The sequence below is a fragment of the Pseudomonas sp. JS425 genome (genome assembly GCF_018223845.1).
In the GTDB taxonomy this organism is placed as follows: domain Bacteria; phylum Pseudomonadota; class Gammaproteobacteria; order Pseudomonadales; family Pseudomonadaceae; genus Aquipseudomonas; species Aquipseudomonas asiatica.
The window spans coordinates 5,576,809-5,598,471 of the sequence record NZ_CP073661.1; the positions used below are offsets into that span (position 1 = coordinate 5,576,809).

At 62.6% G+C, this 21,663-nt stretch carries 21 protein-coding genes; 9 read left to right on the forward strand and 12 right to left on the reverse strand.

Annotated elements, in window-relative coordinates; translation table 11 throughout:
* Window positions 1-130 precede the first annotated feature (130 nt).
* Window positions 131-1,402 carry an Hsp70 family protein gene (locus KDB76_RS25680; protein WP_013974398.1) on the forward strand — a complete coding sequence of 424 codons (1,272 nt, stop codon included), beginning with the start codon at window positions 131-133 and terminating at the stop codon, window positions 1,400-1,402.
* 135 nt (window positions 1,403-1,537) lie between these two features.
* On the opposite strand, the gene KDB76_RS25685 is transcribed toward KDB76_RS25680, so the two are convergent.
* The 3 genes from KDB76_RS25685 to KDB76_RS25695 all read right to left on the reverse strand — a co-directional run bounded on the left by KDB76_RS25685 (window position 1,538) and on the right by KDB76_RS25695 (window position 3,755).
* Window positions 1,538-2,545, reverse strand: coding sequence for a membrane protein (locus tag KDB76_RS25685; RefSeq protein ID WP_013974399.1), 1,008 nt, complete (start codon window positions 2,543-2,545; stop codon window positions 1,538-1,540).
* A 71-nt stretch (window positions 2,546-2,616) separates the two neighbouring features.
* Entirely contained in the window at window positions 2,617-2,904 is a 288-nt protein-coding gene (locus KDB76_RS25690; protein ID WP_003258250.1) for a PsiF family protein, read from the reverse strand.
* 62 nt (window positions 2,905-2,966) lie between these two features.
* Entirely contained in the window at window positions 2,967-3,755 is a 789-nt protein-coding gene (locus KDB76_RS25695) for a helix-turn-helix transcriptional regulator (RefSeq protein WP_013974400.1), read from the reverse strand.
* A gap of 216 nt (window positions 3,756-3,971) precedes the next feature.
* On the opposite strand from KDB76_RS25695, the gene KDB76_RS25700 reads away from it, so the two are divergent.
* Window positions 3,972-4,844: a DMT family transporter gene (locus KDB76_RS25700; protein WP_013974401.1), complete on the forward strand. Its 873-nt coding sequence runs from the start codon at window positions 3,972-3,974 to the stop codon at window positions 4,842-4,844.
* On the opposite strand, the gene KDB76_RS25705 is transcribed toward KDB76_RS25700, so the two are convergent.
* Complete coding sequence (locus KDB76_RS25705) at window positions 4,841-5,731, reverse strand: triacylglycerol lipase (protein WP_013974402.1); 891 nt, start codon at window positions 5,729-5,731, stop codon at window positions 4,841-4,843. The two genes, KDB76_RS25700 and KDB76_RS25705, sit on opposite strands and share 4 nt — an antisense overlap.
* Window positions 5,732-5,854: 123 nt before the next feature.
* Between KDB76_RS25705 and osmE the strand changes: the two genes are divergently transcribed.
* Window positions 5,855-6,196, forward strand: coding sequence for an osmotically-inducible lipoprotein OsmE (gene osmE / locus KDB76_RS25710; protein WP_003258245.1), 342 nt, complete (start codon window positions 5,855-5,857; stop codon window positions 6,194-6,196).
* Between the two features lie 48 nt (window positions 6,197-6,244).
* Window positions 6,245-6,775: a ferritin-like domain-containing protein gene (locus KDB76_RS25715; protein ID WP_015271981.1), complete on the forward strand. Its 531-nt coding sequence runs from the start codon at window positions 6,245-6,247 to the stop codon at window positions 6,773-6,775.
* Between the two features lie 129 nt (window positions 6,776-6,904).
* On the opposite strand, the gene KDB76_RS25720 is transcribed toward KDB76_RS25715, so the two are convergent.
* A complete protein-coding gene (locus tag KDB76_RS25720) occupies window positions 6,905-8,971 on the reverse strand; it encodes an AsmA family protein (RefSeq protein ID WP_038410166.1) in 2,067 nt (688 codons plus the stop codon).
* A gap of 340 nt (window positions 8,972-9,311) precedes the next feature.
* On the opposite strand from KDB76_RS25720, the gene KDB76_RS25725 reads away from it, so the two are divergent.
* From KDB76_RS25725 to KDB76_RS25735, 3 genes are all read left to right on the forward strand, one after another.
* Window positions 9,312-9,854: a hypothetical protein gene (locus KDB76_RS25725; RefSeq protein ID WP_038410167.1), complete on the forward strand. Its 543-nt coding sequence runs from the start codon at window positions 9,312-9,314 to the stop codon at window positions 9,852-9,854.
* A gap of 122 nt (window positions 9,855-9,976) precedes the next feature.
* Window positions 9,977-10,609 (forward strand): TetR family transcriptional regulator, encoded by a 633-nt coding sequence (locus KDB76_RS25730; protein ID WP_023662510.1) that lies wholly within the window; start codon window positions 9,977-9,979, stop codon window positions 10,607-10,609.
* Between the two features lie 175 nt (window positions 10,610-10,784).
* Complete coding sequence (locus tag KDB76_RS25735; RefSeq protein ID WP_038410168.1) at window positions 10,785-11,882, forward strand: AGE family epimerase/isomerase; 1,098 nt, start codon at window positions 10,785-10,787, stop codon at window positions 11,880-11,882.
* A 98-nt stretch (window positions 11,883-11,980) separates the two neighbouring features.
* Here the strand turns inward: KDB76_RS25735 and KDB76_RS25740 are convergent, their stop codons facing one another.
* The 6 genes from KDB76_RS25740 to KDB76_RS25765 all read right to left on the reverse strand — a co-directional run bounded on the left by KDB76_RS25740 (window position 11,981) and on the right by KDB76_RS25765 (window position 18,440).
* The gene (locus tag KDB76_RS25740; protein WP_013974408.1) at window positions 11,981-12,748 is read right to left on the reverse strand and encodes an SDR family oxidoreductase; all 768 of its coding nucleotides are present in this window, start codon (window positions 12,746-12,748) and stop codon (window positions 11,981-11,983) included.
* Window positions 12,749-13,343: 595 nt separating this feature from the next.
* Window positions 13,344-14,060: an ABC transporter ATP-binding protein gene (locus tag KDB76_RS25745; RefSeq protein ID WP_015271986.1), complete on the reverse strand. Its 717-nt coding sequence runs from the start codon at window positions 14,058-14,060 to the stop codon at window positions 13,344-13,346.
* Window positions 14,057-14,932, reverse strand: coding sequence for an ATP-binding cassette domain-containing protein (locus tag KDB76_RS25750; RefSeq protein ID WP_010955466.1), 876 nt, complete (start codon window positions 14,930-14,932; stop codon window positions 14,057-14,059). Before KDB76_RS25750 ends, KDB76_RS25745 begins: the two co-directional genes overlap by 4 nt.
* Window positions 14,929-16,230 (reverse strand): high-affinity branched-chain amino acid ABC transporter permease LivM, encoded by a 1,302-nt coding sequence (gene livM, locus KDB76_RS25755; protein WP_049870832.1) that lies wholly within the window; start codon window positions 16,228-16,230, stop codon window positions 14,929-14,931. The genes KDB76_RS25750 and livM overlap by 4 nt, the downstream gene beginning before the upstream one ends.
* Before the next feature lie 2 nt (window positions 16,231-16,232).
* Window positions 16,233-17,147, reverse strand: a complete 915-nt coding sequence (locus KDB76_RS25760) for a branched-chain amino acid ABC transporter permease (protein ID WP_013974411.1) — start codon at window positions 17,145-17,147, stop codon at window positions 16,233-16,235.
* 156 nt (window positions 17,148-17,303) lie between these two features.
* Entirely contained in the window at window positions 17,304-18,440 is a 1,137-nt protein-coding gene (locus tag KDB76_RS25765) for a branched-chain amino acid ABC transporter substrate-binding protein (protein WP_013974412.1), read from the reverse strand.
* Between the two features lie 468 nt (window positions 18,441-18,908).
* Here KDB76_RS25765 and pncB point away from each other — a divergent pair, with 468 nt between their 5' ends.
* Both pncB and nadE read left to right on the forward strand, forming a co-directional pair.
* Window positions 18,909-20,114 (forward strand): nicotinate phosphoribosyltransferase, encoded by a 1,206-nt coding sequence (pncB, locus tag KDB76_RS25770; protein WP_013974413.1) that lies wholly within the window; start codon window positions 18,909-18,911, stop codon window positions 20,112-20,114.
* Window positions 20,115-20,117: 3 nt separating this feature from the next.
* On the forward strand, window positions 20,118-20,945 hold the full coding sequence (gene nadE, locus KDB76_RS25775) for an ammonia-dependent NAD(+) synthetase (protein WP_013974414.1): 828 nt from the start codon (window positions 20,118-20,120) through the stop codon (window positions 20,943-20,945).
* Between the two features lie 141 nt (window positions 20,946-21,086).
* Here the strand turns inward: nadE and azu are convergent, their stop codons facing one another.
* Window positions 21,087-21,536, reverse strand: a complete 450-nt coding sequence (gene azu / locus KDB76_RS25780) for an azurin (RefSeq protein ID WP_015271990.1) — start codon at window positions 21,534-21,536, stop codon at window positions 21,087-21,089.
* Window positions 21,537-21,663: the final 127 nt, after the last annotated feature.

Consider the following 21,663-nt stretch of genomic DNA (forward strand, 5'->3'; position numbering starts at 1 on the left):
GAGAAGATAGGGGTCAAGCATAGCCTTTCAAGACCACCTTGGGGTTGCTCCATGGCAGACGATCGGTCTTGATTCTGTAGCCAACTGGCATACACTGCGCGGCCGTTTTGCCTCCGGAAGCTCATTCCCCATGTCTGACGTATCCCCGGCCCGCGCCCTGGGCATCGACTTTGGCACCTCCAACTCCACGGTCGGCTGGCACCGCCCAGGCGCCGAGTCGCTGATTGCCCTGGAAGACGGCAAGATCACGTTGCCCTCGGTGGTGTTCTTCAACATCGAGGAGCGTCGCCCGGTATATGGCCGCCTGGCACTGCACGAGTACCTGGAAGGCTACGAAGGCCGCCTGATGCGTTCGCTGAAAAGCCTGCTGGGCTCCAAGCTGATCAAGCACGATACCAGCGTGCTGGGCAGCGCCCTGCCGTTCAAGGACCTGCTGGGCATGTTCATCGGCGAGCTGAAAAAACGCGCAGAGGCCGCTGCTGGGCGGGAGTTCGAGCAGGTGGTGCTGGGCCGTCCGGTGTTCTTCGTCGACGAAGACCCTGCCGCCGACCAGGAGGCCGAGGACACCCTGGCCGAAGTGGCGCGCAAGATCGGCTTCAAGGATGTGTCCTTCCAGTACGAGCCGATTGCCGCGGCCTTCGACTACGAGTCGAGCATTAGCCGCGAAGAGCTGGTGCTGATCGTCGACATCGGCGGTGGTACCTCGGACTTCACCCTGATCCGCCTGTCGCCCGAGCGCCACCTGGTCGCCGAGCGCCAGAGCGACATCCTCGCCACCGGCGGTGTGCACATTGGCGGTACCGACTTCGACAAGCAGCTGAGCCTGCAGGGCGTGATGCCGCTGTTCGGCTACGGCAGCCGCATGAAGAGCGGCGCGCTGATGCCGACCAGCTATCACCTCAATCTCGCCACCTGGCACACCATCAACGCCCTGTACTCGCAGAAGTCGCAGCTGGCGCTGGGCAGCATGCGCTATGACATCGAGGACACGTTGGGCATCGACCGCCTGTTCAAACTGATCGAAGAGCGTGCCGGCCACTGGTTGGCGATGGAAGTGGAGGCCAGCAAGATCGAGCTGACCGAACAGCAGAGCCGCCACGTCGACCTAGGCCGCATCGAGCGCGATCTGGGCGTGGACCTGTCCCGAGCGCTGTTCGAGGGGGCTATCGAAGGGTTGCTGGAACGGGTGCGTGGTAGCGTGAGCGAACTGCTGGCCAAGGCTGGAGTGAGCGAGACCCAGGTCGATACGGTGTTCTTCACCGGCGGTTCCAGCGGGATTCCGGCGCTGCGCAACAGCGTGTCGGCGATGCTGCCGAATGCGCGGCATGTGGAAGGCAACATCTTTGGCAGCATTGGTAGCGGGTTGGCCATCGAGGCGCGCAAGCGCTACGGCGTAGCCTGAGCCATCCCTTTCACCTGTGCCGACCTCTTCGCGGGTAAACCCGCTCCCACAGGGTCCCCGCAAGTCTTGAGAGAAGTGGCATACCTGTGGGAGCGGGTTTACCCGCGAAGAGGCCGGTACTGGTCAATCAAAGAATCAGACCAGTTCGGCCCGCTTCAGCTCACTCTTCAGGTAGGCATAGTAGATCGGCCCCGCCACCACCCCCGGCAGCCCGAATGCCGCTTCGAACACCAGCATCGCCAGCAGCAGCTCCCAAGACTTGGCACTGATCTGCCCGCCCACGATCCGCGCGTTGAGGAAGTACTCGACCTTGTGGATGACGATCAGGTAACCCAGCGCCGCCGCCGCCACCCAGATCGACAGCGACAGGCCGACGATAGTGATCAGGGTATTCGACATCAGGTTGCCGATCACCGGCAGCAGGCCCAGCAGGAAGGTCAGCACGATCAGCGTCTTGGTCAGCGGCAGGTGCACGTCGAACATCGGCAGCACCACGGCCAGGAAGATGCCCGTGAACGTAGTGTTGAGCAGCGAAATCTTGATCTGCGCGAAGACGATGTTGCGAAACGCCTTCACCAGCAGGCTCAGGCGCTCGAACAGCGCCGCTGCCAGCGGCTTGCGCCGGGATATGTCGGGGATGCGCTGCAAGGCGACGATGGCACCGAGGATCATGCCGATCAACAAGGTGACGAACATGTGCGCCATACCCTTGCCCACCAGTTGCAGGTCGCTCAGGTGGCTCTTGATCCAGTCACCGATGGCCACCTTGAACTCCGCCGCACTGGCCGGCAGGTAGCCTTCGATGAACGGCGGCAGCTGGCTACGGGCGCGCTCCACCAAGGCCATGAACTTGTCCAGCGAGGCCCCGGGGTTTTCCGCCTCGTGCAGCAAAAAGCTGAAAGCACCGGCAAACAGCAGGGTCAGGGTGCTGACCACCAGCGTGCCGAGCAGCGCTACAGCCAGCCAGCGGGCGCGCTGCCCGGCAATCAGCGGCTGCAGCCGCGGCGTGAGCATGTTGACCAGCTCGAACACCAGCAGGCCGGCCAGCAGGCTTGGCAGCAATTTCAGGGGCAACGCCAGCAACAGGCCGGCAAATACGATGATCCAGCTGGCCAGGGTGACCTGGCGGGGGGTGAAGGTCATACAGCCTCAACGGCAGACAACGGGAAAGACCCGCAGTCTGCCAGCCTTACGTCTGCAGGCATAGGCGCAGGTCATTTCTTCTTCAGGCAGTCGCTCATGAACGCTTTGCGTTCGTCACCCTTGAGGGCCTTGGTGGTGGCGTCGGCGTTGCAGGTTTTCATCTTCTCTTGCTGGGTTTGTGGCACATCCTTCTTCAGGCAGGTGCTCATGAAGGCTTTGCGCTCATCGCCCTTGAGGGCCTTGGCGGTGGCGTCGGCGTTGCAGGTTTTCATCTTTTCCTGCTGCGCGGTATTGGCGGCGAAGCCTTGTGCGCTGAACAACACCGCCAATACCAGTAAGGGGATTTGCAGCACTTTCATGGAGTATCTCCTTGGCTCCGCGCCCGATGCACGGGGATCGAGCTGAGTGTAGCCAAGAATTCTCAACGCCCTGCCCGTGCCTGGCGACGGTATTGCTCGGGCGTGCACTGGGCCTGGCGCTGGAACATGGCGATGAACGCCGAGGCGCTGCTGTAGCCGAGGTCGAAGGCGATGGCCTGGATCGGCTGGCCGGCTTCAAGCGCCTCGATGGCGCGCAAAAAGCGCAGGCGCAGCCGCCATTCACCAAAACTGATGCCCAGCTCGCGCAGGAACTGCCGGGCCAAAGTACGTTCGCTGACATGAATCTGGGCGGCCCATTCGCCCAGCGGGCGGTTGTCGCCCGGCTCGGCACCAAGGGCATCGAGCACCTGGCGCAAGCCCTCGCTGTGGGCAAACGGCAGGTAGCAGGCCTGGGTGGGCGCCAGCAGCAGCTGGTCGAGCAGCACCTGCGCCAGGCGCTGGTCGCGCTCGCCCTCAGCCACCCGCAGGTCGCGCCGGGCGAAGTCGGCGAGGATGGCCTTGAGGATGTCGCTGATCATCAGGCTGCACGGTTGCTGCGGCAGTGCGGCGCACAGGCTGCGGTCCAGGTAGACCGAACGGTAGACAATGGCCTGCGGGTTGTAGCAGCCATGCTCGGTGTCGGGCGGCACCCACACGGCGTATTGCGGCGGCGACAGGAAGTGCTGCCCAGCTACCTCCAGGTGCATCACGCCGTGGGCGGTGTAGTTGAGCTGGCCCCAGGCGTGGCGATGCAGGGCGCTGCGGGTGTCGGCACCGAACTCGTCGTGGCGGAAGTACACCGCGGCCGGGAGCCGGGTGAACTGGGGAATGTCGAGGTATTTGCGCGGCATGCTGTCTGCTTTGCGGGGTGGGTTGTCTGGATAGGAGTATAGGCTTGTGAACAGACAATCGATAATACAGGCCTATCGAGGGCCTGCTCCGAAGGCCTTCGCGGGCTCGCCCGCTCCCACAGGATCTGCGCCAGCTTTCAGGCCTGTGATATGCGGGCAAGCCCGCGAAGGGCTGCAAAGCAGCCCCAATCCAAGCCTCAACGAGTAACCTGCTACATGAACTATCTGTTCCCCCTGACCGCCATCCTGATATGGGCCGGCAACACCGTGGTCACCAAGATGTCCGCCGGCGCCATCCACCCCGCCGAGATCGGCTTCTACCGCTGGCTGCTGGCCGCGCTGTTGTTCACCCCGTTCCTGCTGCCCGCCGTGTGGCGCAATCGCGCGGCCATTCGCCCGCACCTGGGCAAGGTTTTCGTGCTGGGCGTGCTGGGCATGGCGCTGTACCAGAGCCTGGCCTACTTTGCCGCCGGCATCACCAGCGCCACCAACATGGGCATCATCCTTTCGCTGATGCCACTGATGTCACTGGCATTGTCCATCGCCTGGCTGGGCCAGCGCCTGAGCTACGGTGCCCTGCTGGGCGCGCTGGTGTCATTTTTCGGCGTGCTTGAAGTGGTCAGCGCCGGCCACCCCGCCAGCCTGCTACAACAAGGCCTGAACAGCGGCGACCTGCTGATGCTGGTGGCCACACTGGCCTATGCGCTATACAGCTTCCTGCTGAAGAAATGGCAGATGCGCCTGCCGCCGATGCAGCTGCTGTACCTGCAGGTGCTGGTAGCCATCGTCGTGTTGCTGCCGCTGTTCCTGCTGTCGGACAAGACTGGCCTGAACAGCCGCAACGTCGGCCTGGTGCTGTACGCCTGCGTGCTGGCCTCGATGATCGCGCCACTGGTGTGGATGCAGGCAGTGCACCGCCTGGGGCCCAGCCGCACCACGCTGTTCTTCAACCTGCTGCCGCTGGTCACGGCACTGATCGCCGCCGTGGTGCTCGACGAGCAGCTGGCCCGCTATCACCTGGTCGGCGGCCTGCTGACCCTGGCGGGCGTGGTGCTGGCCGAGCGCTGGACCACACCGATCCGTCGCTAGAGCCCTGCCGCCTTGAGCCGGGCGGCATGTTCGGTGAACAGCCGCACCGGTTCGGCACCCTTGCCCACCGCACCAAGCGACTGGTTGACGATATCCAGGTGGTCGAGCGGGTAATCGTCGCCGATCACCTGCCCCAGGTGCGAACTGAAGCGCCCGACCATTCCGTCGCAATAGCCCTTTTCCTTGACGAAACTGCGCGCGAACAGGCGGCAGAAGTGGCTGCTGCCGTCGAAACGGTTGCGCCGCTGGTCGGTCAGGCCGGACTGCAAGGTGCCGGACCAGGAGTAATAACGCACGCCATCGACCTCATAGGCCCCTTCCCCGCCCCAGGTGCCTGGCAACCCCTGTGGATAAGCCTGGTTGAACAGCGCCACACCTGCACTGGTCAGTGACTGGTGCGAGGCGTGTACATCCACCGGCAACGGGTCACGGCGCCAGCCGGTTTCCAGCCACACCAGCAGCACGGCCAAGCCATGCAGCACGGCCTTCAGGATGCGCCCCTGCGGAGAATCGCCCGGTGCCGTGCGTTCCAGGTAGTCGGCCAGTTCCGAGCCATGGTTGGGCCCCGCCACCGAAGTGACCGAAGCCACCCGCCCAGGCCGCCTGGCAGCCGCGTAGCGCGCGCTCAGGGCGCCCTGGCTGTGGCCGATGAGGTTGACCTTTTCCGCTCCGGTACGCAGGCAGATGTCTTCGATGATCGCCAGCAACTGCTCGCCGCGCACCTCGCTGGAATGCAGTGGCGAAACCTGCACCGGGAACACCTGCGCCCCGCCCTGGCGCAGGGCCGGCACGATGCCGAACCAGTAGGGGTAGAGCACTACCCGGACAAAACCGAGCATGCCCGGCACCAGCACCAACGGGTATCGCGTGGCCAATTCCTGCTGCATTGCCCCAGCCCCTTTCCGTGGACGACCGGCCAACACTACAGCGGCCTTGATGACCATCGCAATCGAACTCCCGCCGCGCGCTGCGGTTCCAAACCACACAGACCCTTTGCAAGGAGCGGGACCATGTACAAGCAGACCCTGGCAATCCTTCTGGCAAGTGCCACCCTCGTCGCCTGCGGCAGCCGCCCGGAAAACCCGGTGGATTACGTCACCTACCGCGACGAACCGCTGGTCAAGCAGGTGGAAAAAGGCATGACCATGCAGAAAGTCATCGCCATCGGCGGCAGCCCGTCCAACGTCATCGACCTCCCCCATGGTGGCACCTGCAACGACTACATCCTCAACCACGATGGCCACCAGCAGCCCTACTACGTGCGCTTCGACGCCACCGGCCATGTCGACGCCAAGGGCTTCAAGACTTGCAAACAACGCGAAGAAGACAGCGACGCCGTCCACGGCGCCTAAGCCTTCCAGGCCATATCCATGACCACCCTGATGTTCCAGGAGATGAACATGAATGCGAATGAACTGACCGATGTACAAACCCTGCGCGAACGTGCCCGTCAGCATGTCGAGCAAGGTGCGGTGACCGAGGGTTACGATGCTGATCGCCAACAGATCCTGCGCCTGCTCAATGATTCACTGGCCACCGAACTGGTCTGCGTGCTGCGCTACAAGCGTCACTACTTCATGGCCAGCGGCATCAAGGCCAGCGTGGCTGCCGATGAATTCCTCGAGCATGCCAACCAGGAAGCCGAGCACGCCGACAAGCTTGCCGAACGGATCGTGCAGTTGGGTGGAGAGCCGGATTTCAACCCGGACAACCTGAGCAAGCGGTCCCATGCCCAATATGTGGCGGGCACTTCATTGAAAGAGATGGTGCTGGAAGACCTGGTGGCGGAGCGTATCGCCATCGATAGCTATCGCGAGATCATTCGGTACATCGGGGATAAAGATCCGACTACGCGGCGGATTTTTGAAGACATCCTCGCGCAGGAAGAAGAGCACGCGGACGATATGTCCGACCTGTTGCAAGGCTTGTGATTCTTGGGGGCGCTTTGCGCCCCTTTCGCGACACAAGGCCGCTCCCACGGGTATTCCACAAGTCTTTAGGGCTGTGAAATACCTGTGGGAGCGGCCTTGTGTCGCGATGGGCCGCGAAGCGGCCCCCTGCTATTTCCGCTCTTTCACCACCGCCGGCGCCTTGCCCGCCTTCATCTGCTGCAACAGCGGCGTGCACTGGTTGGGATCATCCCCGCTGCTAGGCGCAATCAGCGCCAGCAACCCCGCCGCCGGCCCGGCAACCACGCCCAATGCCACCATTCCCGCTCCGCGTAATGCCAGCGGCACCGCCTGCACCCCGGCACTGGGCTTGGCGAACGGCCCGCGCACATACAGCGGCGAGCGCAGCGAGAACAGCCGCAACCCTTTCGATTCGGGGGTAATTTTCAGGTCCAGCTGCTCCGTGGCGAAATTGGCCGTGCCGTTGATGTAGATGATCGCGTTCTCGGTATCGAAGATGAACAGGCGCGTGGTCGCCAGGCCATCCTTGATACCCACGTCAGCCGCTGCGCAGTTGATCTTCACATCCTCATCGCCAAACAGCTTGCCGACCACATAGTTGCCCACGTTCAACCCGGCAATCTCCATCAGGCTGCGGCTGATGGCACCATCGTTGATCAGCATGCGCAGGTCGCCATTGGCCGTGCCCAGCAAGGCGGCCACCGAGTTGCCCCGGCCAGTGATATCGGCATCGCCATTCAACTCACCGAAGCTGGTCTGCATCGGCGCAAAGGAGGGGAACAACTGCTTGAGCTTGAAGCCCCGCGCCGTCAGCCGGGCACGCCCCTGCAACGGTACGTTGCGGCCATCCAGGCGAATCCTGGAAGCCAGGTTGCCGCCAGCCACGCCAAAACGCAGGGGCTCCAGGCGCAGCAGGCCGTCCTCCAGGATCACGTGGGCCGACAGGTCGTTGAACGGCAGTTGCGCGCTGTGCACGATGCGCTTGCCAGCGAAGGTGACGTCGGCGTCCATCGCGCGCCAGCGCTCGGTGCGGAACTCTTCCACTGGCAGCACCTTGCCCTCCGGCTGCTTGCTGGCACCACCGCGGGCTTTCTGCTCGGCGTTGGAGTCGGCACCGATCAGCGGTGCCAGGTCCTTGAACAACAACTGGTTGGACACCAGGTTGCCGGACAGCTTGGGCCGTGGCTGGCTGGCAACGAAGTCCAGGTCGCCATGGATATCGCTGTCACCGATCTTGCCGTTGAAACCCTGGTAATTGAAGGTCGCACCCTGCGCCGCGTGGAGGTTGGCGCTGAGGTGGCCGTCGGTGGAATAGGCCGGGGTGTCGGGCAAGGTTACGCCGGTCAACGGGTAGAGGTTGCCCAGGCTGGCCCCGGACAGGCGCAGGCGCAGGTCGAGGGCGCCGAGGTTGCGCGGGTCGGTCAGGGTGCCGGCAAGCACCACATGGGTGTCGGCGATGCGCACGTCAGCCTGCAGCGGGAACGGCTGGCTGGCGTCCTGCAGGGCCAGCAGGCCGCCGATCTTGCCGGTACCGGACACCAACTGGCCTTTGTAGCGGCCCTGGGCCTTGAGCCCGAAGGCATAGTCCTGCGCGGCACCGACCTTCTCGGCGCTAGCCTTGCCGACGATGTCGCTGAACGGGACAGGCTTGCCCAGCGGGTCGATCTGCACCTTCATGCTGGTTTTCAGGGTTTGGTCATCGAAGCTGACATTGCCCTGGTCGAAGCCGATGGCGCCAATGTCCAGCTGCCATTTGGAAGGCTCTGCGTTTTCATCCTTGGGGCCGAAGTCGAAGGCCCAGTTGGCGCGGCCATCGGCCAGGCGGGTGAGGCTGGCTGTGGGCTTGGTCAGGTCGATGCGCGGGATGCTGATCTGCTGGAACAGCAGCGGCAGCGGCGCCAGGCGGAACGCCACGCGCTCCAGGCCGACCATCTTCGGTTCCTTGAGCCACTCGGGGTTGCCCAGGGTCAGGTCTTCGGCAATGAAGTGCGGCCAGGGCACCCAGGCACGCCAGCCCCCCTCTTCTGGTTCGGTGCGCCAGTCCACGGCAAGGTTGCCATTGATCGCGAAGGGCCGCTGCAGGGCCTCGGAGACTTTCTCGTTGAGCAGGGGCTTGACGCGGTTCCAGTCGAAGGTGGCAATCACCACCACCAGGATCGCCAGCAGGGTCAGCAGGCTGGTGAAGGTCCAGACGAGGATTCTGGCGGGACGCGTCATTGCGTGATTCTCCTTGCGGTATGGCACAGAACAGGTGCAGCGGTGGCACTCAATATCTCGGACTGATGAAAACCCGTGGGGTTTTATCGATGGCGCCATGATAGCGAAGTTTTTCCTGGCCTTTTGCTCAGCAAATCGTCGCGCCAGACCGTGCGTGTTACCTGCAAAAGCGCCATCAAATTGCCACCTAACGGCCTGTAAAGTGCTGTCTAGAGCAGTTTCAAATCTCTATCAATACGGTCGATTGTTACCATTACCCGTATGAACTTCTCTCTGGCGTTACGCGGCGTAGCATTGGCTCCGTACCCACTTTCCAGCCCCCGAGAGGAGCACCGAAATCATGAAACGCCATCTGCTGACCCTGACCCTGTCCATCCTGGCTGCCAACGCTTTTGCCCTGCCAGCCGACGAGCAACACCTGACCGCCGAATCGCGCTCCAGCGCTGCTGAAATCGCCCAGCCGCTGAAGACCGTTGCTGAAGGTGGTGCTGATCGCCTGATCGAACGTAGTGCCCGCGTTGCCGAAGGTGGCTCCGATCGCCTGATCGAACGTACTGGCCGCGTCGCCGAGGGTGGTTCCGATCGCCTGATCGAACGTACTGGCCGCGTTGCCGAGGGTGGTTCCGATCGCCTGATCGAACGTACTGGCCGCGTCGCCGAGGGTGGTTCCGATCGCCTGATCGAACGTTCTGGCCGCGTCGCCGAGGGTGGTTCCGATCGCCTGATCGAACGTTCTGGCCGCGTTGCCGAGGGTGGTTCCGATCGCCTGATCGAACGTTCTGGCCGCGTTGCCGAGGGTGGCTCCGATCGCCTGATCGAACGTACTGGCCGTGTTGCCGAGGGTGGTTCCGATCGCCTGGTTGAAATCAGCCGTGTGAGCTGATCGCCATGACCGAAAAGAACAACCTATGTCACAACGCCAGCTCCCCTCCAGGCCCGGTCCATTGACCGGGCTTTGTTTTTTTAACTAGAGTGCCCAGCCTTACCGCCATAGAAGCCCGCACCATGCTGCCGCGCGCCGAACAGAAGCTACAGACCCGCCAGGCCCTGCTCGATGCTGCCTGCCAGCTCATGGAGAGTGGCCGTGGTTTCGGCAGTATCAGCCTGCGCGAAGTGGCAAAGACGGCCGGCATCGTACCCACCGGTTTTTACCGGCATTTTTCCGACATGGACGCCTTGGGCCTGGCCCTGGTTGCCGAGGTCGACACCACCTTCCGCCAGACCATCCGCCTGGTGCGCCACAACGAATTCGAACTGGGCGGCATCACCGACGCCTCGGTGCGCATCTTCCTTGACGTGGTCGCCGCCCACCGTGCGCAGTTCCTGTTCCTCGCCCGTGAGCAGTACGGCGGTTCACAGGCCGTACGCCAGGCCATCGCCCGCCTGCGACAGGACATCAGCGACGACCTGGCCACCGACCTGGCGCGGATGAAGCGCTGGCAGCACCTGGACAGCGCCGCGCTGGCGGTGATGGCCGACCTGGTGGTGAAGACCGTGTTCGCCACCCTGCCCGAGCTTATCGACAGCCCCGAAGCGGGTTATCCACAGGCGTTGACGCCGCAGGAAAAGATCACCCAGCAGTTGCGCTTCATCTTCGTAGGGGCGCGGCATTGGCAGGGGCTTGGCAACCCGAGCTGATCGGTAGCCTGTACTGACCTCTTCGCGGGTGAACCCGCTCCCACAAGTACGGCACCGGACCTGAGGGAAGCGCAATACCTGTGGGAGCGGGTTCACCCGCGAAGAGGCCGGCACAGGCTACCCACAACCCAGTTCTGCTACCATGGCGCCCTGCCCGACAGCGACGAGCGCCGAAATGTCCGACCCCCGCCCCACCCTGCCCGAACTGGCCCGCTTCAACCAGCACTTCGCCGAACGCATCGTGCCGTTGTGGCAAGGCCCGGGCTGGAACGCCGACATGGCCCTGCCCTACGAGGCACTGGACACCCAGCACCAGCCATTGCCGGTGCAGCGCTACCGGGCCATGGCCTGCGCAAGGCAGCTTTACCTGTTCAGCAGCCGCATCGGGCAACCGGGCGCAGCCGAGCGTGCGGCCGCCTTGTTCCGCTCGCTGCAGAAGCACTTCCACGACGCCGAACACGGCGGCTGGTTCTACAGCATCGACGCCCAGGGCAAACCGCTGGACCGGCGCAAGGACCTCTACACCCACGCGTTCATCGTCTTCGCCTGTGCGCACTACTGGGGCAAGGTGCGTGAAAACCTGGTGGAGTCCACGCTGAACGCCGCGCTGGACATCATCGACCAGCAGTTCGCCCGCGACGACGGCCTGTACGAAGCCAGCCTCGCTGAAGACTGGGCAGACCTTGGCAGCGGCCCGCTGCAAAACCCGCAGATGCACCTGGCCGAAGCCTTCCTGCAGGTGCTGGCGGTGCGTGACGACAAGCATGCCCGGCAGTCGTTGCTGCACCTGTGCGACGCGCTGCAGGAACACTTCATCGACCCCGCCCACGGCCTGATGCTGGAAAAGCCACGCGGCACTGTGGATAACTGGTTCGAGCCGGGGCACCAGTTCGAGTGGTTCTACCTCCTGCATACCTCGTCACTGCTGCGAGATACGCCGCTGCATGCGTCCATCGACCGGGCTTTCGGCTACGCCGAGCAATACGGGGTGAAGGATGCCGCTGTGCTGGCGATGCTGGATGTGGATGGCCAGGTGCTCGACGCCACCCAGCGGATCTGGGCGCAGGCGGAGTACCTGCGGGCGCTGGTGTTGCGGACAGGGGGCGAGAGCAAGCTTGCCGGGCAGTTGCAGGCTCTGGAAACGCGGTTCCTGCGTGAGGCGGGCTGGTATGAGTGCCGGGATGGGCAAGGCAGTGTCAGCCGGCATGATATGCCTTCGACTACGCCCTACCACTTGGCGACTTGCCTGGAAGGGTTGCAGCGCCTGGGCTGACGCATTCGCGGGTGAACCCGCTCCCACAGGGATAGCGCCTGCTCTGAAACCGGTGCAGTACCTGTGGGAGCGGGTTTACCCGCGAAGAGGCCCTCGGATCAGCCTTTGACCGACCGGTCGATCGAGAACCCTGCCCAGTCCTGGCTCACCGGCATCAGCTCGAGGCTGTTGATATTGATATGCGCCGGCTGGTTGAGGATCCAGAAGATGGTCTCGGCGATGTCCTGCGGCTGGATCGGCTCGGCACCGGCGTAGGTGGCGTCGTATTTGGCCTGGTCACCGCCAAAGCGCACCAGCGAGAACTCGCTCTCGCACAGGCCCGGCTCGATATTGCTGACGCGCACGCCCGTGCCCCGCAGGTCGCAGCGCAGGCTCAACGAGAACTGGCCGACGAAGGCCTTGGTGCCGCCATACACGTTGCTGCCTGGGTACGGGTAGTTGCCCGCCACGGAACCTACGTTAAGGATCGACGCCCCACGGCCATGGGCGATCAGCCGTGGCAGCAGCAGGCGAGTGGTGTACATCAGGCCCTTGATGTTGGTATCGACCATGGTTTCCCAGTCGTCCAGGCTGCAGTTCTGCGCCGCGTCCACCCCTAGCGCCAGGCCTGCGTTGTTGACCAGGCCGCGCAACTTGTCGAAGCCGGCCGGCAAGTTGGCGATGGCCTGCTCCATGGCCTTGCGGTCACGCACGTCGAGCACCAGGCCGTGTACTTCGGTCTTGGCCGACAATTCGGCGCACAGGGCGTCCAGGCGCTCCTTGCGGCGGCCAGTGAGCACCAGCTTCCAACCAGCTTCGGCAAAACGGCGGGCAGTGGCCTCACCGAAACCGGAAGTCGCGCCAGTGATGAATACGGTGGACGTCATGCTCTGTTCCTCACGGTGGATTGTCATCGGCAGTCTTGCAGCATGCCCGCGCCGCGTGCTTGCAGCAACCCGCCCGGGATACTGTTCATTTTTTGATCATATGTGGCAAACCCTTACAGCAGACGGCTCGGCACCAGCTATGCGCACGTTATCCACAAGGCTTTCCCCACGGATTGGGGGCAACTTGTCCACGGTACGGAACCCTTTCAGCGACTTATGGTCGGTGGATATCTTTTCGGTGATGGCGCAAGGCTTTCAAGCATGCCGTCTGTAGCGGTCTGTCCAAGGCTTTTTCACAGGGTTATCCACAGGCTTTTCGCAACGCCTGGAATGAATGCAGGGCTTTGAAAAACCTTGGAAAATAAACCACAAGGTGCAATTGATCAAAAAATGATCATGACTATGCAGGGCTTGGTATCAAAGGGCTTGAGCGAGATGCCACCATGTTTTCCACAGGCGGTTCCACATTAACCGTGGAAAAAATGATCCTGTGGAAACAAGGGTTTGTGGTGGGGTTGTGGAGTAATTGGGGAGAGGTGTTTGAAAGGTTGTCCACATTGGCTTCGGGGGCCGCTTTGCGGCCCCCGAAAGCAACTCAATGCCCGCCGAGATAGGCGTTGCGCACTTCTTCGTTGACCAACAGCTCCTGACCCGTCCCGCTCATGCGAATCTGCCCGTTGACCATCACATAAGCCCGGTCCGACAGTTTCAGCGCATGGTTGGCGTTCTGCTCAACCAGGAAGATGGTCATGCCGGTCTTGGCCAGCTCACGCAGGGTCGAGAAGATTTGTTTGACCACGATCGGCGCCAGCCCCAGCGATGGCTCGTCCAGCAGCAACAACTTTGGCCGGCTCATCAGCGCGCGGGCAATTGCCAGCATCTGCTGCTCGCCACCAGACATGGTCATGGCCCTCTGGTTACGCCGCTCTTTCAAGCGCGGGAACAGCTCGTACATGCGCTGCATGTCTTCGTCGGCATGCTTGTCACCGATGGGGATGGTACCCATCATCAGGTTCTCCTCGACCGTCATGTCGGGGAACACCCGGCGCCCTTCCGGCGACTGGGCGATGCCGTTGGAGGCAATGTAATGCGACGACTTGCGAGTGATGTCGGTGCCGCGGTACACGATATGCCCCGACGCCGCCCGCGGTTGGCCGAAGATCGACATCAGCAGGGTCGACTTGCCAGCGCCGTTGGCGCCGATCAGGCTGACCGTCTCACCTTCATTGATGTGCATCGAGACTTTCTTCAGCGCCTGGATAGGGCCGTAGAACACGTCCAGGTCCTTCAATTCCAGAATGGGTGCACTCATACCAGTTCCTCTTCATCTGCACCCAGGTAGGCGGCGATCACCGTCGGGTTGTGGCGGATATCCTGCGGCGCGCCTTCGGCAATCACGTTGCCGTGGTCGAGCACCACGATATGATCGGAAATGCTCATGACCATGCCCATGTCGTGTTCGATCAGCACCACGGTAATGTCGTGCTCGTCGCGCAGCACGCGGATCATGCGGCTGAGGGCCTCGGTTTCCTGTGGGTTCAGGCCAGCCGCCGGTTCGTCCAGGCAGATGATCTTCGGCCGCGTGCACATCGCCCGGGCGATTTCCAGGCGGCGCTGCTGGCCGTACGACAACTCGCCAGCCAGACGGTTGGCGCAATCGACCAGGTCGACCACTTCCAGCCAGTAGAACGCGTGGTCCAGCGCATCGCTCTCGGCCTTGCGGTAGGCCTTGGTGTTGAGTACCCCGGCCAGCAGGTTGCGGTTGACCCACATGTGCTGCGCCACCAGCAGGTTCTCCACCACCGACATTTCCTTGAACAGGCGAATGTTCTGGAAGGTGCGTGCCAGGCCGGCGCGGTTGACCAGGTGGGTACCGCCGAACATCTTGTAGTACATGCGGTTGGCGAAGCGCGCCGGGGAGACGAAGTCTGCCGCCTGGAAGCGCTCGCCGAGCAGCTGGATGACGTTGGTGTGGCTACCGCGCACGTTCAGCTCGATGCGCCCGCCACTGGCCTTGTAGAACCCGGTCAGGCAGTTGAACACGGTGGTCTTGCCCGCACCGTTGGGGCCGATCAAAGCGAAGATCTGGTTGCGCCGGACCTTCAGGCTGACATCGCTGAGCGCCTTGATGCCGCCAAACTGCATCATCAGGTTGTCGACCGAGAGAATGATATCGTCGCTCATGGCGCCACTCCTTTACGCGGGGTCACACCGGTACGGCTGATGCGGATCAGCCCACGCGGTCGCCAGATCATCATCAGCACCATCAACACACCGAACAGCAGCACGCGGTATTCGGAGAAGCTGCGCAGCAGCTCGGGTGCCACGGTCAGCACGAAGGCGGCGATCACCACGCCTACGGTCGAGCCCATACCACCGAGCACGACGATGGCGAGGATCAGCGCCGACTCGAAGAAGGTGAACGACGACGGGTTGACGAAGCCCTGGTAGGTGGCAAAGAACACCCCGGCCAAGCCGGCGGTAGAGGCACCCAGGGTAAACGCCGAGAGCTTGACCAGTACGTGGTTCAGGCCCATCGAGCGGCAGGCGATCTCGTCTTCGCGTAGCGCTTCCCAGGCACGGCCGACCGGCATGCGGGTCAGGCGATGCTTGATGTAGAGCACTGCAAGCACGACGATGAACAGCACCGCGTAGATGAACACGAACTTGAGGTTGGCGTTGTAATCGAAGCCGAAGAACTCGTGGATCGGTACCCCACCGTCCTTGGCCCTACGGCCGAACTCCAGGCCGAAGAAGGTCGGCGCCGGTGCCGGCATGCCGTTGGGGCCGCCGGTGAACGACAACCAGTTGTTCAGCACCAGGCGGATAATCTCGCCGAAGCCCAGGGTCACGATCGCCAGGTAGTCGCCGTGCATCCGCAACACCGGGAAACCGAGTATGCACCCCGCCAGCGCCGCAGCTATGGCCGCCAGTGGCAGCACGCTCCAGAAGCCCAGGCCAAGGTACTGGTAACCCAGCGCCAGGCCGTACGCGCCGATGGCATAAAACGCCACATAGCCCAGGTCGAGAAGGCCGGCCAGGCCGACCACGATGTTCAGCCCCAGGCCCAGCAGCACGTAGATCAGGCCGAGGATGACCACGGTCAACAGGTACTTGTTGGCGAAAATCGGGAAGACGATGGCGATCACCACCAGCGCTGGGATGATATAGCGCAGCCGCGATACGTAGTTCGGCGCGCGCACATGCACGCCCGAGCCACCGCTTTCGAAGCCCTGGAGCATGCGCGTGCCGGCGGCCGTCTGCAGGTACAGGCTGAGCAGGAAGCGCCCCAGCATCACCCCGCCAACCAGCCAGGCCACACGCCGCGGCTCGGCGTTGAAGGTGTAGCCGTCGAGCACCACGCCAACGACAGGGCCAAACACGATGAGTGCCAGCAGGCCGGCGACGATGGTCTCCAGCAGGCTGCGTTTGATATCGAAACCTTTGGTTTCAGGAACAGAGGCAGTTTTGGCAATCGACATGTTCACACCTTAGCCACGAGCGGGCGACCCAGCAGGCCTTGTGGGCGGAAGATAAGGATCATCACCAGCAGCGAGAAGCTGAACACGTCCTTGTAGTCGGAGTTGATCAGGCCGGAGAACAGCGACTCGGAAATGCCCAGGATGATCCCGCCGAGCATGGCGCCAGGCAGCGAGCCGATACCGCCGAGCACCGCGGCGGTAAACGCCTTGATACCGATGATGAAGCCGGCGTAGAAGTCGAAGGTGCCGTAGTTCATGGTGATCAGCACGCCGGCCAGGGCAGCCATAACCGCACCGATGACGAACACGTAGGAAATCACCCGGTCGGTGTTGATGCCCAGGATCGAGGCCATCTTGCGGTCTTGCTGGGTAGCACGGCACATGCGGCCGAGCTTGGTGTACTTGATCACATAGGTGAGCAGGCCCATGCCAACGAAGGCTGCCACCAGGATGAAGATCTTGGTGTAGGTAAGTTGCACGAAGCCGGTGCCCACTTCGACACGCCAGGCGCCTTCCAGCAGGGTTGGCACACCTTGCTGGCGGGCGCCCTGGCTGATCTGCGCGTAGTTCTGCAGGATCAGCGAGATGCCGATGGCACTGATCAGTGGTGCCAGGCGGGTGGAGTTGCGCAGGGGTTTGTAGGCGATGCGTTCGATGGTGAAGCCGTACACGCCGGTGACGACGATGGTGAACAACAGGGTGCCCAGCATCAACAGGGGGAACGACTCGATACCGAAATAAGCCAGCAATGCCAGGCTGATCGCCGCGAGGTACGCGGAAATCATGTACACCTCGCCGTGCGCGAAGTTGATCATGCCGATGATGCCATAGACCATTGTGTAGCCGATGGCGATCAGGCCATAGACCGACCCGAGGGTCAGGCCGTTGACCAGTTGCTGCAGGAAAATACCATCCATAACGCAATCTCACCTGATTGAGATTGCACGAGCGCCGACCACGGCGGGCCTGGAACAGGCGGCCCTCGCAGCGCAGTACTGTGCAGATCTACGGATAAAGACAGGTACCGCGGGGCTTTGGCCCGGGGGCTGACGCGCCCGGGCCGTGGGCCGTTGTTATTTTTGTTTTTCCAGCTGGTGGTACTTGCCTTGGGCATCCCACTGGTAGACCACGTAGTCGGACACGGTCAGGTCACCCTTCGAGTCCCACTTTTTCTCGCCCATGACGGTCTTCACCGGGTTGGCCTTGAGCCACTTGGCAGCGTCTTCGCCCTTGTTCGACTTGGCGCCGTTGAACGCGGCAGCCAGGGCCTGCAGCGAGGCGTAGGCGTACAGGGTGTAGCCTTCAGGTTCGGTACCGGCCTTGCGGAACTCCTCCACCACCGCCTTGCTGTCCGGCAGCAGGCGCGGGTCGGCGCCGAAGGTCATGTACACGCCATCGACGTATTGCGCGCCGCCAGCGGTGGACACCAGTTCGTCGGTGACGATGCCGTCATCGGACATGAACTTGACGTCCTTCAGGCCCTGCTCGCGCAGCTGGCGTACCAGCGGGCCGGCTTCCGGGTGCAGGCCGCCGAAGTAGACAACGTCGGCACCGGTGGAACGGATCTTGGTGACCACGGCACTGAAGTCCTTCTCGCCGCGGGTCAGGCCTTCGTACAGCACCGGCTTGACGCCGCGTTTTTCCAGCTGTGCCTTGGTCGCGTCGGCCAGGCCTTGGCCGTAGGTGTCCTTGTCGTGCAGCACCGCGACTTTCTTGCCCTTGAGTACGTCGACGATGTAGTCGCCGGCGACGATGCCCTGCTGGTCGTCACGACCGCACATGCGGAACATGGCGCCCAGGCCGCGCTCGGTGACCTGTGGGTTGGTGGAGCCCGGGGTGATGGCGATGACGCCAGCCTCGTCATACACCTCGGAGGCCGGGATGGTGTTGGAGGAACAGAAGTGGCCGACCACGCCGATCACCTTGTCCTGGTCGACCAGGCGGTTGGCCACGGCCACGGCCTGTTTCGGCTCGCAGGCGTCATCGCCCTTGACCAGTACGATTTTCTCGCCATTCACGCCACCGGCGGCGTTGATCTTGTCGGCCGCTGCCTGCGCACCTTTCATGTACTGCTCGCCAAACGCTGCGTTAGCCCCAGTCATCGGGCCCGCTACACCGATCTTGACGTCGGCCTGAACATACGAAGAAACACCCAGTGCCGTAGCTACGGCCAGAGCCAGGAAACCTTTCTTGTAAAACGTCTGCGACATGAGGTGGTGCTCCTAGAGTTTTTTTGGTTGGCACTACAACTTCTCAGCCCTGTGCTCAGAGCAAGGGCCGTGCCATAGGTTTTGTCTTCCGGCAAAACACACTGCGCAGGTTGCCTGCAGGCGACCGACGGCCTTTTCTTTATTGAGCGTGCAACCGTCTGCCAGGCGGCAGGCGCCACCACACGTACAGACAAGGAGCAACCGTCGAGTGCCATCATTGCAACCCTGGCAAGTGTTTACGTGCAACCGCCCTGTAACAGCGGACGTCACCGAACTGCACACAGCTGGTGCGCGACTGCTACAGGCGGCACCGTTTCAAGGCTAGCTGGTGCGCGAAAAAACACCTCTGTTTTGGCAGATACGCGGCCCTGTGGGAGCGGGTTCACCCGCGAAGAGGCCAGCCCAGACACAACAAGGCCGAAAAGGCTGGCACAATGTCCGCCATTCGCCGCTTCCGGAGCCCCATTGATGAGCGAGAGCGCATTCGCCGAGCGCATCGTGCACAACCTGCTCGACACCGACTTCTACAAACTCACCATGATGCAGGGCGTGCTGCACAACTACCCGGACGCCGACGTCGAATGGGAATTCCGCTGCCGCAACGGCGAGGACCTGCGCCCCTACCTCGGCGAGATCCGCAACCAGCTCGAACTGCTCAGCGACCTCACCCTGGATGACGGCCAGCTGGCCTTTCTCGAACGCATCAGCTTTCTCAAGCCAGATTTCCTGCGCTTTCTGCGCCTGTTCCGCTTCAACCTGCGCTACGTACGCCTGGGGATAGAAAACGACCAGCTGTTCCTGCGCCTGAAAGGCCCGTGGCTGCATGTGATCCTGTTCGAAGTGCCGCTGCTGGCGATCATCAGCGAAGTGCGCAACCGCCATCTGCACCCGCGCATGCGCCTGGCCGAGGCCCGCGACCAGCTATACCGCAAGTTCGACTGGCTGCGCGCGCATGCCAACGAAGAGGAACTGGCCGAACTGCAAGTGGCCGACTTCGGCACCCGCCGGCGTTTTTCCAGCCGTGTGCAGGAAGAAGTGGTGCGCGTGCTGCGCGACGATTTCCCGGGCCGCTTCGTCGGTACCAGCAACGTCGACCTGGCATGGAAACTGGATATCAAGCCGCTGGGTACCATGGCTCATGAATGGATCATGGCCCACCAGCAACTCGGCCCGCGACTGATCGACAGCCAGATCGCCGCGCTGGACTGCTGGGTGCGCGAGTACCGCGGCCTGCTCGGTATCGCCCTGACCGACTGCATCACCATGGATGCCTTCCTCGGCGATTTCGACCTGTACTTCGCCAAGCTGTTCGACGGCCTGCGCCACGACTCGGGCGAACCGGTGGCATGGGCGGAAAAAGCCATTGCCCATTACCAGAAACTGGGTATCGACCCGATGACCAAGACCCTGGTGTTTTCCGACGGTCTCAACCTGACCCGCTCGCTGGAAATCTTCCGAGCCCTGCGCGGTCGCATCAACGTCAGCTTTGGCATCGGCACCAACCTGACTTGCGACATCCCGGGTGTGGCCCCGATGAGCATCGTGCTTAAAATGACCGACTGCAACGGCGCGCCGGTAGCGAAGATTTCGGACGAAGCCGCCAAGACCCAATGCCGCGACGAGAACTTCGTCGCCTATATGCGCCATGTATTCAAAGTCCCCAGCAAGGAGTAACCCATGCAAGCGGTTCAGCAAGAGATTGCCCAGGCGCTGAAGGTACAGCCGCCGTTCGCCGACGCCGCCGCGCTCGAGGCCGAAGTGGCCCGGCGCGTGGCGTTCATCAAGGATTGCCTGGCCAACGCCCGGCTCAAGACCCTGGTGCTGGGCATCAGCGGCGGCGTCGACTCGCTGACCGCCGCCCTGCTCGCCCAACGCGCCATCAACGAGCTGCGCGCCGAAACCGGCGACAAGGCCTACACCTTCATCGCCGTGCGCCTGCCTTACCAGGTCCAGCATGACGAGCATGACGCCCAGGCGTGCCTGGAAGTGATCAAGGCCGACGAAGTGCACACCGTAGATATCGCCCCGGCAGTACGGGCGCTTGCGGCTGAAGTGGTGGAGTTGAAGAACGGCTCGCCGACGCTGGTGGACTTCGTGGTCGGCAACGTCAAGGCGCGTACCCGCATGGTCGCCCAGTACACCATCGCCGGTGCCCGCGCGGGCCTGGTGATCGGTACCGACCACGCCGCCGAGGCGGTGATGGGCTTCTTTACCAAGTTCGGTGATGGTGCCTGCGATCTGGCGCCGCTGAGCGGGCTGGTGAAGAACCAGGTGCGGGCGATTGCGCGCAGCTTCGGTGCGCCGGAGTCACTGGTGGAGAAGGTGCCGACTGCGGACCTGGAAGACCTGGCACCGGGCAAGCCGGACGAAGCCTCCCATGGCGTGACCTACCAGCAGATCGATGCCTTCCTGCATGGGCAGCCGGTTGACCAGGAAGCGTTCGATATCATCGTCGCTACCTACCGCAAGACCCAGCACAAGCGCGAACTGCCGTTCGCCCCTTGATCAGGCTGTAGAAAGACCTGTGGGAGCGGGTTCATCGGGGCGCCGAACCGCCGCGAATATGTCGGTGGGCTCACCATTGCATTCGCGGCGGTTCGGCGTCCCGATGAACCCGCTCCCACAGGGTTCACCGTCAGCTTTTGATTACTTGACGACGACCTTGCCCTTCATCATCGAGATGTGGCCCGGGAAGGTGCAGAAGAAGCTGTAGTCGCCACCGGCTTCCAGCTTGGTAGCATCGAACTTCACCTCGGTCTCCTTCTCAGGAGCACCAATCATCTTGGTGTGGGCGATGATCGCGGCGTTGTCAGCCTTGATGTAGTCCTTTTCCAGACCCTGGCTCATGCCTTCGGTGGCAATGCCCTGCATGTCGGCAGTCTTGCTGATCACCAGGTTGTGGCCCATGACGTTCTTCGGCAGGTTGCCGGAGTGGGTCAGTTTGACGGTGAATTCCTTGCAGCTCTTGTCGACGGTGATTTCCTTGGTGTTGTAGGACATCTGGTCGGTGGAGTCGACAGTCACCGAGCACTCGGCTGCGAAGACAGAAGCGCTGGCGAGGGTCAGCAGGGATACCGCTACAGCTTTCGCAAACATCATGAATCTCCTTGGCAGGGTTTTATCAATTGCGAGACTGCCTGAAACCGTTCAGCCCCTTGCTGATATGGGTCAAGGGGCTGTCAAGAGGCCAGCCAGTAGAATTGTTCAATGGATTGTATACAAC

Excerpts from the sequence above, each read along its gene's own strand:
- KDB76_RS25680 (WP_013974398.1), top strand. The coding sequence starts at position 131 with ATGTCTGACGTATCCCCGGCCCGCGCCCTGGGCATCGACTTTGGCACC.
- KDB76_RS25685 (WP_013974399.1), bottom strand. The coding sequence starts at position 2,545 with ATGACCTTCACCCCCCGCCAGGTCACCCTGGCCAGCTGGATCATCGTA.
- KDB76_RS25690 (WP_003258250.1), bottom strand. The coding sequence starts at position 2,904 with ATGAAAGTGCTGCAAATCCCCTTACTGGTATTGGCGGTGTTGTTCAGC.
- KDB76_RS25695 (WP_013974400.1), bottom strand. The coding sequence starts at position 3,755 with ATGCCGCGCAAATACCTCGACATTCCCCAGTTCACCCGGCTCCCGGCC.
- KDB76_RS25700 (WP_013974401.1), top strand. The coding sequence starts at position 3,972 with ATGAACTATCTGTTCCCCCTGACCGCCATCCTGATATGGGCCGGCAAC.
- KDB76_RS25705 (WP_013974402.1), bottom strand. The coding sequence starts at position 5,731 with ATGCAGCAGGAATTGGCCACGCGATACCCGTTGGTGCTGGTGCCGGGC.
- osmE (WP_003258245.1), top strand. The coding sequence starts at position 5,855 with ATGTACAAGCAGACCCTGGCAATCCTTCTGGCAAGTGCCACCCTCGTC.
- KDB76_RS25715 (WP_015271981.1), top strand. The coding sequence starts at position 6,245 with ATGAATGCGAATGAACTGACCGATGTACAAACCCTGCGCGAACGTGCC.
- KDB76_RS25720 (WP_038410166.1), bottom strand. The coding sequence starts at position 8,971 with ATGACGCGTCCCGCCAGAATCCTCGTCTGGACCTTCACCAGCCTGCTG.
- KDB76_RS25725 (WP_038410167.1), top strand. The coding sequence starts at position 9,312 with ATGAAACGCCATCTGCTGACCCTGACCCTGTCCATCCTGGCTGCCAAC.
- KDB76_RS25730 (WP_023662510.1), top strand. The coding sequence starts at position 9,977 with ATGCTGCCGCGCGCCGAACAGAAGCTACAGACCCGCCAGGCCCTGCTC.
- KDB76_RS25735 (WP_038410168.1), top strand. The coding sequence starts at position 10,785 with ATGTCCGACCCCCGCCCCACCCTGCCCGAACTGGCCCGCTTCAACCAG.
- KDB76_RS25740 (WP_013974408.1), bottom strand. The coding sequence starts at position 12,748 with ATGACGTCCACCGTATTCATCACTGGCGCGACTTCCGGTTTCGGTGAG.
- KDB76_RS25745 (WP_015271986.1), bottom strand. The coding sequence starts at position 14,060 with ATGAGTGCACCCATTCTGGAATTGAAGGACCTGGACGTGTTCTACGGC.
- KDB76_RS25750 (WP_010955466.1), bottom strand. The coding sequence starts at position 14,932 with ATGAGCGACGATATCATTCTCTCGGTCGACAACCTGATGATGCAGTTT.
- livM (WP_049870832.1), bottom strand. The coding sequence starts at position 16,230 with ATGTCGATTGCCAAAACTGCCTCTGTTCCTGAAACCAAAGGTTTCGAT.
- KDB76_RS25760 (WP_013974411.1), bottom strand. The coding sequence starts at position 17,147 with ATGGATGGTATTTTCCTGCAGCAACTGGTCAACGGCCTGACCCTCGGG.
- KDB76_RS25765 (WP_013974412.1), bottom strand. The coding sequence starts at position 18,440 with ATGTCGCAGACGTTTTACAAGAAAGGTTTCCTGGCTCTGGCCGTAGCT.
- pncB (WP_013974413.1), top strand. The coding sequence starts at position 18,909 with ATGAGCGAGAGCGCATTCGCCGAGCGCATCGTGCACAACCTGCTCGAC.
- nadE (WP_013974414.1), top strand. The coding sequence starts at position 20,118 with ATGCAAGCGGTTCAGCAAGAGATTGCCCAGGCGCTGAAGGTACAGCCG.
- azu (WP_015271990.1), bottom strand. The coding sequence starts at position 21,536 with ATGTTTGCGAAAGCTGTAGCGGTATCCCTGCTGACCCTCGCCAGCGCT.